Raw genomic sequence first — 13,381 nt, forward strand, 5'->3', positions numbered from 1 at the left:
TCGCCCCGCTGAGCGAACCTGTGTTCACGGCCGGCCTTACAACTGCCAGGAACCGATATCGGCATTCACGCCATCGCCGTCCGGCTGGCCATCGGCGCCGAGGGAAAAGATATCGACCTCGCCATTCGCGCCCGGGTTGAGGTACTGATAAGGCCGGCCCCACGGGTCATTCGGCAAACGCTCCAGGTACGAACGCCAGTTGCTGTTCTTCGCATCCGCCGGCCGCTCGACCAACACCTTCAGCCCCTGATTCATGCTCGGATACGTGCCGTGATCGAGGCGATACAACTTCAACGCCTGCATCAACCCACCAATATCCTGCTTCGCCGCCGTCGCCCGCGCCTGATCCGGCCGGTCGAGCACCTTGGGCACCACCATCGCCGCTAGAATCCCCAGAATCACCACCACCACCATGATCTCGATCAAGGTAAAACCCTGCTGGCGACGCGGCATGCGCGGCGACTGACTGAGCGTTTTCAAAGGTGCGATATCCATCTCGACATTCCCTGGCTTGATCCGAATTCGACGCGCAGTGTTGCAAGAAGATATGTCAGGGATGTTGAAAATCCTCGGGTGTTTCCGTCGTCAAGCCGTCAAGGACGGGGGTTAGCGTCGAGGGCTGGGTTTTGCTTTTGGGCCATGTATGCGCGCGCGAACGCGAGAGGAAGGTTTCACCCTGATTGAAGTGCTGGTGGCACTGGCGATCATCGCCGTTGCCATGTCCGCCGCCGTGCGTGTGGCGGGGTTGATGACGCAGAGCAGTGGGGTTTTAAGGGATCGGTCGGTGGCGATGATTGCCGCGCAGAGCCGGATGGCTGAGCTACGGCTGGAGGGGCGATTGCCGAATGGGATGAAGGCTGTTGAATGTGATCAAGGAAGATTGTTGTTGCGCTGTGAACAGGTGATCGCTAGCGCAGAGAATGGACGGTTGCTCAAGGTTGGAATCCAAGTATTTGATCGCAACCAGGATGCGCCGCCGTTGGCCAGACTGGAGACCCTGTTGTCACGGCCAGGAAGCCCCTCACCCTAGCCCTCTCCCGAGGGAGAGGGAACCGATACGGGGATATTCGAGAGATACGCCGACCTGAACGCATCGCTCTGAATCCAGCATCGCTGAACCCCAGCAAAGCCATAGCCGCTAAGGTCTTCCAGGTCGATGTATAACGCAAAACACCTCGGTCGGCTCCCTCTCCCTCCGGGAGAGGGCTTGGGTGAGGGACTCTTCTGCCGCAGTGCATAAGCATCAAAAATCCATAATCAACACGCTCGTCCAGGTCGATGCACAACGCAAGACACCTCGGTCGGCTCCCTCTCCCTCCGGGAGAGGGCTGGGGTGAGGGGCTTTTCTGCCGCACCTAAAATCCCAAGGCCCAGCGCCGGATCAAGGCCAACGACATCACCCCGCCACCTCCAAATTATCCATCACCCGATTCACCGCCAGCTCCCCCAGCATGATCAACTGCGCAACCCCCAACAACGCCCGCCGCTGCGGCGCCGGCAGCAAACTGGAAATGTCCTGAGCAATCGTCTTCGCCGAAGCAAGCGTTTCACTCGCATCCGCCAGCAGTTCTTCATTCTTGGTATCCGCCGTCACCGCATACATCCCACGCGCCTTACGTGGCGGCGGCAGGAGATTGTTTGGAGACAGGTAATGATCGAGCGCGCGGTCAGCGGCTTCGTGGAGCTTGTTGGAATCGAGGGATTCGTAGGGAGACGTGGGATCGGTTTCGGGCGGGTTGGGTGTTGGTTTGATCATGGTGAAGCTCCTTGATGACTGGAGCCGCCACGTTTCGCTGCGAAACGAAGAGAGGTGGCAGCTGTACGCAGGTTCGCAGACCGGGAATCAAGGAACCCGGCATACCCGAAGGTATCCCGCGCACAGCCGCCATAAAGCACCATTGCCAAAAATGACAACGAACTGGAGCGCTGTGCGCCTTGATTGATCCGGGCTGCGAAACCCGATCGCTGATTCGTCAGCGACCGCACCACAATAAAACCCGCCCCCTAGGCGCACAAGCCGGCGGATTCTGGCGTAGCTGTAGGCAAAGGCGCAAGAATATGTAGCCTGGGAGCGTGACTGAAGATGTCTTTTTAAACATGAACGATCGTCGAAAAATTACTGCCCCGCTACCTGCTGAAAAGATCTGTCCCGTTACCCCCAGAATTTTGCCCGCAAGAGCAAGTCGCGTAGGCTGCTGCTTTTGCACAAACAATATGCACCCGCAAGGACGCACAGGACTGCCCATGAACACGACACAAGACTGGCTGGCTCGGTTGGCACGCAATCAAGGACAGCTTTCCCATTATGAAAACTATCGGCGCAACGAGGCGCTGGAGATACTCGCTCACTTCAATAACACCGGTACATGGGCAGACGTGAGCAATCACTCCAACGGTTTCGTCCGGGAAGTCGCTGTGCGAGAACTGTGCAGGCAACCGTCCCCCGAAGCATTAGCCGTGTTGATCGAACGTCTGAACGATTGGGTTCCTCAGGTTCGCGACTTGGCAGCGGATGGCCTGAAGCACTACCTGTCACCAGCTCACACCCAGGCATGGTTATCAGCACTGGAACCCTTGATGGCATTGGCAGCGCAACGCCGGGTCGACCACGCCCAGACACTGTCGGCGGTCCGAGCGATGCTGCAATCGGTGGACTGCTGGGATGAGGTCTACGCCGACTTCTTGAATCGCCAGGGCAAAGCCGCGCGCTACCTGTTTACGCTGTTGCTTGAAGCCCCCGAGACTGCCGAAACGCTGATACGCAGCGCGTTGGCTCATCGCGAGTTGACCGTACGGTTGATGGCGGTGTCGGCGAGCCTGACACTGCCGGCGACGCAGAGCCTGCCGTTGCTCCTTGAAGCCATGTCCCACCCCGGCGCCAAAATCCGCGTACGCGTGCTTTATGCGCTGCTGCCGCTGCTCGACGATCCGAAACCTGTACTGCGCGAAACTTTATTGGATGATTCACCGGCGGTCCGCAATCTCGCGCTATGGGCTGCGGCTCGTAACGAAGTTGATGCGCGCGCAGTCCTGACCCAGCGCTTGAGCCAGCCTCTACCCACGGCAAAACAACATTGGCTGGGCGTGATTGGCCTCGCCGCAGAACTGGCTGTGGAGTTGCCAGAGCGATGGCATACACCTGCGCTGCGCTCGACCTATGTGACCGTGCGCCAAGCCGCAACACGCCTGCTTCGCGATGATCAACTGTCCGAGCTGTTCGAGGCGCTTGATGATCCTTCGGAGAAAGTGTTTGCGGTGGTGATTGCGAAACTGGACAAAATACCGTGGTCCTTATTGCACATCAGATTGACGGCCAAACTTGATCAAGACTGGCATGAGCTTACGTCGAAACGGCGCAGCACCATTTTCCGACTGGTTCCGACGTGGCAACAACTCGGCTACTTGCTGAAACGCCTCGACACGGGGCACGCCGGTCAAACCTATTGGCTCGGCCAAATCGATGCGTGGTGTGACAGGCAGTATCTCGCTTTCGATCCGATAACTCCCAAGACCGATCGCGCCGCATGGCAAGAAAAGCTTCGTGAATTAAAGGCAACCGGGCAGATCCGCTCGGGTGCGCGGTAGTCATGGCTGGTTTTGTCGAGCTACAAGTCAGCTGAAGGAACTGTGAAATTAAAGCTTCGATCCTTGTACTTATCGCACTGTATTGCATGGGTATCAGCGCAGCGTTTGCCGATGACTCACAGGCGTCAAACGACAAGCGCGGGCCAGCAGGCATCGTCGTCGGAGAGCGTTTGGCTGCGGCCAAGTCCAAGCTCGTCAAACAAGGATGGAAGCCAACACCGATGCACACCACCGACGGTTATGAATACAGTGGCGTTGAGAAGGAGCTGGCTGCACGCAACTACTTCGAACTGGACACCTGCTCGTTTGATAGCTCGCGCTGCATCTTGTACTACTCGAAGAAAGGCTCTTGCCTGCGCGTCGATACCATCGGTGAGCAGTTCAACGACATGACGGTGACGCGATGGACCCGTGAATGTCCTGAAGCGACTCAATAATCACGTAAAACTAAACCGACCCGCTCCCACAGGTTTCAGCGACGAACACAACGTGCCTGATTAACACAAAACCCTGTGGGAGCCAGCCTGCTGGCGATAGCGGATTATCAGGCAGCACAAACAGCGCATCTGCCATCGCTGCCTGCTCTACTCCACATCAACCCGGCAACTCCAAATTATCTAGCGCCCGATTCACCGCCAGCTCCCCCAACATGATCAGTTGAGCAACCCCCAACAACGCCCGACGCTGCGGCGCCGGCAGCAAACTGGAAATGTCCTGAGCAATCGTCTTCGCCGAAGCAAGCGTTTCACTCGCATCGGCCAGCAGTTCTTCGTTTTTGGTATCAGCGGTAACGGCGTACATCCCACGCGCCTTACGTGGCGGCGGCAGGAGATTGTTCGGCGACAGGTAATGATCGAGCGCGCGGTCAGCGGCTTCGTGGAGCTTGTTGGAATCGAGGGATTCGTAGGGAGACGTGGGATCGGTTTCGGGCGGGTTGGGTGTTGGTTTGATCATGGTGAAGCTCCTTGATGACTGGAGCCGCCACCGTTCGCGGTCAAACAAACAGGGTGGCAGCTGTACGCGGGTTGACCGACCGGACATCAAGGAATCCGGCACACCCGAAGGTGTCCCACGCACAGCCACCGCAACAGAATTTCAGACAATGCCTGAACAAGTGCAGAACGCTGGCGCGCCTTGATATTAGGCGGACGGTCAAATCCGATCGCTGATTCGTCAACGACCGCACCACAATAAAACCCGCCCCCAAGGCGCACAAGCCGGCGGATTCTGGCGTAGCTGTAGGCAAAGGCGCAAGGATATGTAGCCTGGGAGCGTGACTGGAAATGTCTTTTTAAACGTTGGCGTTTATCCGAAATCCTGAGTGCGTCTCGGATCCCACGGCAGATCCGTCCCCTTCACCCAACAGACGTAAGCGTCCGGCGAACACATACTCCGGAAGCTGATCCCATCGCCTCCATTGAACCGAGACAGCAGTGGTGATGCGGATTATGTTTTCTATAATGACTGACCGGCCATGCTAAGGGTGCTTGAAATGCCAGCCTCCGCTGATCAAAACTCCGCTGTCGTTTTATGCGCAGCTTCCAATAACGACCTGGAAGATCTGGTGGCCATCAGGATTGAGGCCATGCGCGAGAGCCTTGAACGGCTTGGACGATTTAACCCGGATCGTGCGCGCGAACGATTTCTTGCTGGGTTCGACGCTAACAGCACACGCCGCATAGAAGTATCAGGTGATCTGGTCGGTTTTGTCGTAATCAAAGACCACCAGAGCGAGCTTCTGCTTGACCACTTGTATGTGATACCCAGTGCTCAAGGAGCAGGAATCGGCTCTGAAGTTCTTACTCGGATTTTCAGAGAGGCTGATGAGATCGGGCGACCCATCAAGGTTGGAGCTCTCAAAGAAAGCGCCTCAAATCGTTTTTACACTCGCCATGGCTTTGTGTTCGTCGAAAGCGGTGAATTCGATAACTATTATGTTCGGGCTAACGGTAATGCCGTTGATTTGGGCGACCAGGCAGATCTTGATACGGTGCCCCGTCAGCGGTTGCACCGTTAGATGGGCAACCATCTGTGCGGCGGTAGGTCGGTAATTTCATTCGCCCGCTGAGTATTCAAGATGGGATGGATCTATTTTTCAAAAATAAATCCGGCCCCTTTTCCTCTTTTCCTAGGGAAGAGGTGACAGTCGGCCGCTTCCCTTTTGCTCGTAGTCAGTTGCGGCGGCAATCGGCCCAAAGCTGCGATTGGTGATGTAACGAAAGCGACCAGAAGCAGCCCTTAGGGAGATGGCTATCCTCACAGAAGGAGTATTAGTCGGCCAAGGCGATGGAAATGTTTTGCTAGTGTGTTTTTTTCAATGGTGTTTCTCAAGCACCAAATTAGTGAAAACCTCATGACACCATGTAATAAAAAAAACGTTTAAATACAATAATTTAAACACAATAAAGTATCTCTTCAGCCACGCAAACCAAACAGTTGTCACCTCGCCAAATCTGGGCCAACGCTCATTACCCGCAAAAAAACATCAATTTCAAACAATCCGGCCTTGCTAACTATCACCATGCCACTATGGTGATAGATGCTGCACCAAGGTGCGGGCTATAACGACGAACTACGAAAGTTTCGTGGGTCTCTTCATTAGCTAAAAGATTCATGGAATTCGTCTATTTCGATGTCATTTTAAATAGGATTTCTTAATGGTTAACCGGGCTGCCAATGCCACCATCAAAGGCTATTTTTACCAGTTCGACTTCGCGATTCTTCAGCTGCTAGAAGCTGCCGATGAAGATGCTCAAATAACCGTTGAGGGTGTCGAAGACGTCGACATTGAAGACGTGTCGAACGAAAGGTACATTCAATGCAAGTATTATGCAGCCACGGACTACAACCACTCCGTGATAAAGCCTGCAATCGCAGCAATGATTATTCATTTCAAAGAATCAGGCTCAAAAAAAACACCTCTTCCAAAGTACAAGCTTTACGGCCACTACAATAGCGGCCAAGAAAAACTCCCTGAAAAACATCTAATAACCGTAGATTTCATTAAAACTCATTTCCTTACAACAACAAAAAAGGAGGGACCGCCCGAACGAGTTCATGTGAAGAACAGCATCACTGATGCCGAGATACTCCAATTCTTGAATCAACTTGAAATCGACATATTTGCTCAAAGCTATGAGAGTCAGTTTGAAAGCATTGCAAAACTACTGAAATCCACCATACCAGGCGCTACAAAGGAAGATGCCGAAAACCTTTTCTACCCTGCATCGATCAACAATATTCGAGCCCTAGCAATCGAGAAAAATCAAGCGGCAAGAGTAACCACTAAAAAACGCTTTCTCAAAGAAATCAATAATAAAAACATTCTATTCAGCAACTGGCTCAAGCAATATCAGGGTGCAAAAAAATATGCCGCTCTGGTGCGGGATAGATATTTCAAACAAAGCGCTGCCACGTCAATTGAGAACAAGGCTAGGTTTTTCATTATCAATCTTCCTCGCAACAGCTTGGATGTGGGAAACTCGCTCGACTTGGCACTGAAATTCAGTAAAAAATTCTCTAATCGTACAAGCTCCAGAATCAAAGACAACGACAGATTTTGTCCCTATCTTCATCTAGCCAATACGGATGAATCAGGCTATCGAGAACTGAAAAAATCTTTACGTGATTCGGGCATCCTCTTCCTTGATGGGCATGATTTCAAGGGGTCAGAATTCTACGTAGACTCCATCTTGAAAGTGCCTACTTCCTACACGGAGACACGCCTGAAAATTATTGACGAACTAACTGACCTCAATAGCACATTACGTGGAGCGCATCGCCGCCCAATTGAGGTGTTCGAGTTTTACCACGAAACACCTATAGTCGGCCTAGATCTTCCCCAAGCATCACTGTATGCAGCAATCAAGGTTGACTCCTTCGAAGACATTAAAGAGATGATCAAATGACAGAAAAACCGCAAGCCGAAGTTATTGCAGTTTATCCTAACAAAGTTCGGATCTGCGTAGATGACTTAGGAAGCTTTACTAATGGTCATCCCTTATTACGTGTTGGCTCATACCTGAGAGTGACCGACAATGAGGATTGTGTCCTCATCGCCATTATCGAGAGCTTTCTAATTGAAGTAGACCATAAGTCCGATCGCCGACATGTTATCGAGGCTTTGCCGCTGGGGGTAATCAAGGATGGAAAATTCATTCGAGGTGGAGATGCGCTGACTATACCTCCGACCGGGGTTGAGCCAGCCACAATGAACGACATTAAAAAAATCTTTGAAGATTCTGTACCCGAACACAAAAAACTCGAGTTTTCAGCGTTGCTCGCCGACCCTGAGATCAGGGTACCTGTTGACGGAAACAAATTCTTTAACAAGCACATTGCCGTTGTAGGCTCAACTGGTGCGGGCAAATCAAATGCCGTCACCCGCATCATCCAAACATCTACGGCAAAAAACGCTACTGACACTCCCAACAACTCTCACGCTATCATTTTTGACATTCACTCCGAATATAAAACAGCTTTCCCTGCTGCCAACCATATGGACATAAACAGTTTGAACCTTCCGTACTGGTTGCTCAATAGCGAGGAATTGGAAGAGGTGCTCCTTGACACCGGCGAACGCGACAACTACAACCAGTCCTCCGTCTTTAGATATCTAGTAACGGAGAACAAAAAAAAACACAACAAGGGCTTCTCAAGAATTTTTTAGGACAGCCCCGTTTTTTTTGACATCCATGAAGTTCTGAATGCGCTGCACAACATTAAAAGCGAAACAACGAATGCTAAAAACTCAAATCTCTACATGATTGATGACGGCACCTACAAACTATTGGCCGAGGGAAAAACTGACGCCACTACAGGGGTGCCGCTTGATGACGAGCAGCGCATCCTTAAATACTTCGAAACGAAATTGGAATTTCATCCAACCAAATCTCAGAGTATTACCAACGGTAGCTACGCAGACGGGTCTCTGGATAAATTCTTTACTCGCTTTGAGTCAAAAGTTGCTCAGGAGCGACTGAGTTTCCTCTTTGGGGCTAACGCCAAAGCCGCTACGCTTGAGGACACTCTCCGTAACCTTATAGGTTACCAAACAGGTAAAACAGCTAACGTAACCGTACTTGATCTGAGCGGCATACCATTTGAGGTATTGAGCATCACCGTGTCACTAATCTCTCGGCTAATCTTTGAACACGGCTACCACTATAAGGTGTACCGGACGAAAAAAGGAGAAACCATCAATAATGACGCCCCTATTCTGCTGGTGTATGAAGAGGCTCATAAATACGTACCTACCAGTGAGCTCACAAAGTACCGCGCAGCTAAACAGTCCATCGAACGGATTGCAAAAGAAGGCCGTAAATATGGTGTGACGTTGTTGCTTTCCAGTCAGCGTCCATCCGAGATTTCAGAAACCATCTTCTCCCAATGCAACAATTTTGTCGCAATGCGCCTTACGAACCCAAGTGATCAAAATTATGTCCGCAGACTGCTGCCCGACACGTTGGGCAAGCTGATTGAGAAAATGCCCAACCTAGGCGCTGGAGAGGCGCTCTTGATCGGGGATTCACTGGTTATGCCATCTCTGGTGAAGATCGACGCCTGCGATCCAGCGCCATCGTCTGCCGACATCCCGTATTGGGAGCTGTGGAAGGATGAATGGAAAGATCTTAGCTTCGATGACATTACAACTGAATGGCTAAAATAAGCGCTGCGGCCGATCTTAAGAACCCGAAAACACGAGCGACCCGGCGGCTAGCAAGAGCTAAGCATCGCCGGGCTGCCGACGATCATGGAGGTACTTCACCAATTCGCACATCGCTGATCAGTCCACTGTCACGATTAGCAGCAGAAGGCTGCATGGGATAGCGGGGGATGATGTTTGCTTCTGAGCCCGGAAGTGAGCCGATGCCGATGGACGAGAAGGCAAGTGCTTAGCAGACGAATATCAAGTCGTGGCTCTCACAGGTGCGGGGCTGATTGGTGGTCCCACATTTAGAGATCCTGGCAGCGGACGGCCTCTTCTTTGTGGCCCTGTCAGGAAATGAAGTTTTTGGCACTGTTCTCGCCGGATACGACGGCGATCATGGATGGTTGTGCTCTGTAGCGGTGCACCCGATGCACCGCAGAAAAGGCATAAGAATGAATCTAATCGGACATGCAGAGGAGGCTTTGAATGCGCAAGGCTGTATGAGAATCACTCTGCAAATCGTCAGCTCAAATGAAAGTGTCAAAACCTCCTACAAATCGCTAGGCTACTCGACCGAGCTGCGAATCAGCATCGCCAAAAGATCGAGTCGAATATTGAGATGCCGAAAGAGCAGGCTTGGTAAACGTCCGACTCAGGTCGTAAAAGGATATTCTAGAATGGCCTCTTATGGCTGATAGCGGACTAAGAACACGTCTCTTTTTTTTTGCCCGCGAGCAAACCCGAACATCCTCGTTTCTATCCGTTTCGTTTTTTTAATAGCGCTTGAATTAGCCCTCTAAAAACGGCCAAAGCACTTCCACAGCGCCGCTCATCACGGCCCCACCAACCTAGGCAACTCCACCCCCTCCCCCAACCTCTCCACCCCCAACCGCACCCTCTCCCCACCCCGCTCAATCACCACCCCATCCCCCTCAACCCCCACCAACTTCACCCCAACCCCAACCTTCTCCCCCACCAAAAAACTCCTCGGCGCGCCATCGTTCAAACTCAATATCGCCACCGTCCCGCTCCCGCCCGCGATCACCCCGCTCACCTTGATATCCACCGGTGCGGTCTCATTGGAAAACCACTGCAACGCCGGGCTATCACTCCTCGCCGCAAGCACTTGCGGGGTGGCTGCGGGTGTGTGGGATTCCGCCGTGGTCAGCAGCAGCGACGACCATGTCGCGACGCCCACCAGGGCGGCGAGCAGTGCCAGGGCCTGGACGGTTTGTGCCGGGGTAATCCGTGCGGTGAACTTCATGGGTTGTCGCTCCTTGTTGTCCCTGTTGCCAGCCTACGCGGCAATTCTCTCCGTTTTATTTCACATGCCTTACATGTTCGCCGGGCACGATGGGGTGGGACGCCAAGGAGCGCGTGGGTGATGAGCAGGCAGCAGGGTTTTACGTTGATCGAGTTGATGGTGGTGCTGGTGATCATCGGGATTGCCAGCGCGGCGATCAGTTTGAGTATCAGGCCCGATCCCTTGCAGTTGTTGCGCAAGGATGCCGAGCGGGTTGCGCAGTTGCTGCAGGTGGCGCAGGCGGAGGCTCGCGCGGATGGGCGGCCGATTGTGTGGGTGGCGGATGCCAAGGGGTTTCGCTTTGGGCGGCGTGGGAATGATGGCGTGGGATTTGAGTCGTTCAAGGAGGATGCGCAGTTGCGCCCGCGTGCGTGGCAGAGCCCAAAGGTGGAGGTGCGTGTGGAGCCTCGGCAGACGGTGGTGCTGAATGCCGAGTGGATCAATCCGCCGTTGCGGCTGATTTTGTCGGATGGGGCCAATCGGCTGAGTGTGCTGCGCGATGGCAGTGGGCGGATCAGTATTCAATGAAGACTCAGCAAGGGTTCACTCTGATTGAGGTGATGGTCGCGATTCTGCTGATGGCGGTGGTGAGTCTGATTGCCTGGCGCGGGCTGGACAGTGTCACGCGGGCGGACAGTCATTTGCAGGCGAGCAGTGAGCAGAGCGATGGGTTGTTGCGGGTGTTGAATCAGTTGCAGCGGGATGTGGACCTGCGCGCGGGGGTGGAGTTGAGCGAGCCGCGCAAGGTTGGGGCTGAGGATGAGGCGCCGACCGCGCCGCCGGCGGTGACGGTGCGCAGTAGTGACAGCAAGGGGTTTCGGCTGGACATTGTTCGTAGCGCGGCGGATCAGCCGGGGGCGTTGCAGCGGGTTCGGTGGTGGGTCAAGGGGGATACGTTGTATCGGGCGGTGGCTGAGGCGCGCAGTCGCTATCCGTTGCCGGCGCCTGGGAATGGGGTGGCGGTGTTGAGTGAGGTGAGTGATGTGCAGGTTCGGGTTTGGGAGGTGGATAAGGGATGGCGGCAGTTGAGCGGGAATCGGCGGGAGGATCCGTTGGGGTTGGAGATTCGTTTGAGTCGGCAGACGGCGCAGGGGGTTGAGCGGTATCGGCAGGTGATTGGGTTGTTGCAATAGCCGGGGTCACCGCAGCTTTTTTTGTAGGAGTGAGCCTGCTCGCGATTGCGGTGGGTCAGTCAATATTGTTGTCACTGGTAGACCGTTTTCGCGAGCAGGCTCGCTCCCACAATTGAATTGGGGGCGGTCTGTTAGGCCGTCATCGCTGGCAAGCCAGCTCCCACAGGGGTCGAGTGCGACCGGAAGATATTGGTCAGATGGTAGACCGCTTTCGCGAGCAGGCTCGCTCCCACAATTGAATTGGGGGCAGTCAGGTTTAGCTTGGTTGGCTGTTAGGCCGTCATCGCTGGCAAGCCAGCTCCCACAGGGTTCGAGTGCGACCGGAAGATATTGGTCAGCTGGGAAACTGCTTTCGCGAGCAGGCTCGCTCCCACAGAAAGCAAAAGCAAGATCAGAAGATCGCGGCCTTCGGCAGCTCCTTGTATCTCGACTAACGCTCCGTCAGGAGCGATAGTTCTCGACTGATCATCGAGGGAGGGACTTGGAAGCCGCGCAGCTCCTTAGGCTTTTTGCCTGTGACGTAGATCGTGCTCCAGCCCTCCACACTCACTCGTACAGTTCGCACGGTATCTTGGGCCCGCCTGCGGCGAGAGCCCGCATTCGCAAGGTTGGACAGAGTGACGTGATGATCGCAACAGGGAACAAGTGGAGAAACGATCATGTCCGGTTTCGTTGGCGTCGACATCGCAAAGAACACCTTTGATATCGCTACACACCAGCCCAACGGCAAGCACAAAACCAAGGCCAAGCTGGCCAACGATCCAAAGGGCTTTAAAGAGTTTGAGGCGTGGCTAGAAAAAAACGCCGAGCGTTCGGCCCTGATCGTGATGGAAGCCACCAGCGTCTACCACTTGGAGCTCGCGGAATTCGTTTACAACAAAGGCTTCCGGGTCTGCGTCGTGAACCCGGCTACGACCAAAGCGTACGCTGACAGCGAACTGCGCCGCATCAAGACCGATAAAAGCGATGCCAAACTGATCGCCGACTTTGCCCGGGAAAAGGATCAAAAACTTCACCCATGGGCGCCTGAGCCGCTGAAATACCGCCAGTTAAAAGCAATGGTGCGCCGCCTGGATGACCTTCAGGAAATGGAACAAATGGAGCTTAATCGTCTGGACGTTTCCGACGAAAAGGTCAAAGACTCGATCAACTCCGTTCTGCGCCATATCGAAAAAGAGATCGTAGAAACGCATAAGGCGATCAAAAAACACATCGATGACGACCCGGATATGCGTCAGATGCGGGATCTCATCGTAACCATCGACGGCATCGGACAAAAAACGCTTGAACGATTGCTCGCCGAACTGGGTGACTTGCGCAAATACAGTGATCCTCGCCAACTGGTCGCTGCTGCAGGGCTCAATCCAAAGCTGCAGGAATCAGGAAAGCTCAAAGGTCACACCCTGATCTCAAGAGTAGGGTCAGCACGGCTGCGTGCAGGCCTTTACATGCCTGGCATGGTGGCGCTGAAACACAATAAGGCGATCAAGGCGATGAAAGAACGCCTGGAAGCCAATGGCAAGGCCCCCAAGCAGATCATCTGCGCAGCAATGCGCAAGCTGCTGCACTTCGTTTACGGAGTGCTCAAGTCAGGACTGCCATATGACCCGAAACTTGCGCTTGCCCGGTGAGGCTCAAGACGGTATCTACAGTTGGATTGGGTGTAGGCAGTTGGGGATTGGGTGGCTGTTAGGCCGTCATCGCTGGCAA

At 53.8% G+C, this 13,381-nt stretch carries 15 protein-coding genes; 11 read left to right on the top strand and 4 right to left on the bottom strand.

Annotated features, from left to right (window positions below; translation table 11 throughout):
- Positions 1-36 precede the first annotated feature (36 nt).
- Positions 37-495: a type II secretion system major pseudopilin GspG gene (gspG, locus tag AB4N73_RS09795; protein WP_151552154.1), complete on the bottom strand. Its 459-nt coding sequence runs from the start codon at positions 493-495 to the stop codon at positions 37-39.
- Positions 496-643: 148 nt separating this feature from the next.
- Here gspG and gspI point away from each other — a divergent pair, with 148 nt between their 5' ends.
- Complete coding sequence (gene gspI / locus AB4N73_RS09800; protein ID WP_460143345.1) at positions 644-1,030, top strand: type II secretion system minor pseudopilin GspI; 387 nt, start codon at positions 644-646, stop codon at positions 1,028-1,030.
- A 366-nt stretch (positions 1,031-1,396) separates the two neighbouring features.
- Here the strand turns inward: gspI and AB4N73_RS09805 are convergent, their stop codons facing one another.
- On the bottom strand, positions 1,397-1,756 hold the full coding sequence (locus tag AB4N73_RS09805; protein WP_016774969.1) for a DUF6124 family protein: 360 nt from the start codon (positions 1,754-1,756) through the stop codon (positions 1,397-1,399).
- Between the two features lie 488 nt (positions 1,757-2,244).
- On the opposite strand from AB4N73_RS09805, the gene AB4N73_RS09810 reads away from it, so the two are divergent.
- Together AB4N73_RS09810 and AB4N73_RS09815 are read left to right on the top strand one after the other, a co-directional pair.
- Positions 2,245-3,585, top strand: coding sequence for a HEAT repeat domain-containing protein (locus tag AB4N73_RS09810; protein ID WP_460143346.1), 1,341 nt, complete (start codon positions 2,245-2,247; stop codon positions 3,583-3,585).
- 86 nt (positions 3,586-3,671) lie between these two features.
- Positions 3,672-4,022, top strand: a complete 351-nt coding sequence (locus AB4N73_RS09815; RefSeq protein ID WP_460143347.1) for a hypothetical protein — start codon at positions 3,672-3,674, stop codon at positions 4,020-4,022.
- 157 nt (positions 4,023-4,179) lie between these two features.
- On the opposite strand, the gene AB4N73_RS09820 is transcribed toward AB4N73_RS09815, so the two are convergent.
- Entirely contained in the window at positions 4,180-4,539 is a 360-nt protein-coding gene (locus AB4N73_RS09820; RefSeq protein ID WP_065616219.1) for a DUF6124 family protein, read from the bottom strand.
- Positions 4,540-5,077: 538 nt separating this feature from the next.
- Here AB4N73_RS09820 and AB4N73_RS09825 point away from each other — a divergent pair.
- From AB4N73_RS09825 to AB4N73_RS09845, 5 genes are all read left to right on the top strand, one after another.
- On the top strand, positions 5,078-5,602 hold the full coding sequence (locus AB4N73_RS09825) for a GNAT family N-acetyltransferase (protein ID WP_122506871.1): 525 nt from the start codon (positions 5,078-5,080) through the stop codon (positions 5,600-5,602).
- A gap of 640 nt (positions 5,603-6,242) precedes the next feature.
- Positions 6,243-7,493, top strand: a complete 1,251-nt coding sequence (locus AB4N73_RS09830; RefSeq protein WP_460143348.1) for a DUF4297 family anti-phage-associated protein — start codon at positions 6,243-6,245, stop codon at positions 7,491-7,493.
- Entirely contained in the window at positions 7,490-8,254 is a 765-nt protein-coding gene (locus tag AB4N73_RS09835) for an ATP-binding protein (RefSeq protein WP_460143349.1), read from the top strand. Before AB4N73_RS09830 ends, AB4N73_RS09835 begins: the two co-directional genes overlap by 4 nt.
- Positions 8,255-8,347: 93 nt before the next feature.
- On the top strand, positions 8,348-9,253 hold the full coding sequence (locus AB4N73_RS09840; protein ID WP_460143350.1) for an ATP-binding protein: 906 nt from the start codon (positions 8,348-8,350) through the stop codon (positions 9,251-9,253).
- Positions 9,254-9,573: 320 nt separating this feature from the next.
- On the top strand, positions 9,574-9,930 hold the full coding sequence (locus tag AB4N73_RS09845) for a GNAT family N-acetyltransferase (RefSeq protein ID WP_460143587.1): 357 nt from the start codon (positions 9,574-9,576) through the stop codon (positions 9,928-9,930).
- Between the two features lie 137 nt (positions 9,931-10,067).
- On the opposite strand, the gene AB4N73_RS09850 is transcribed toward AB4N73_RS09845, so the two are convergent.
- Positions 10,068-10,499, bottom strand: a complete 432-nt coding sequence (locus AB4N73_RS09850; protein WP_460143351.1) for a type II secretion system protein N — start codon at positions 10,497-10,499, stop codon at positions 10,068-10,070.
- Between the two features lie 120 nt (positions 10,500-10,619).
- Here AB4N73_RS09850 and AB4N73_RS09855 point away from each other — a divergent pair, with 120 nt between their 5' ends.
- From AB4N73_RS09855 to AB4N73_RS09865, 3 genes are all read left to right on the top strand, one after another.
- On the top strand, positions 10,620-11,066 hold the full coding sequence (locus tag AB4N73_RS09855; protein WP_339101463.1) for a GspH/FimT family pseudopilin: 447 nt from the start codon (positions 10,620-10,622) through the stop codon (positions 11,064-11,066).
- Positions 11,063-11,671, top strand: a complete 609-nt coding sequence (locus tag AB4N73_RS09860) for a prepilin-type N-terminal cleavage/methylation domain-containing protein (protein ID WP_460143352.1) — start codon at positions 11,063-11,065, stop codon at positions 11,669-11,671. The genes AB4N73_RS09855 and AB4N73_RS09860 overlap by 4 nt, the downstream gene beginning before the upstream one ends.
- Before the next feature lie 659 nt (positions 11,672-12,330).
- The gene (locus tag AB4N73_RS09865; protein ID WP_056786210.1) at positions 12,331-13,302 is read left to right on the top strand and encodes an IS110 family RNA-guided transposase; all 972 of its coding nucleotides are present in this window, start codon (positions 12,331-12,333) and stop codon (positions 13,300-13,302) included.
- Positions 13,303-13,381: the final 79 nt, after the last annotated feature.

Source organism: Pseudomonas sp. S3_B08, assembly GCF_054667725.1.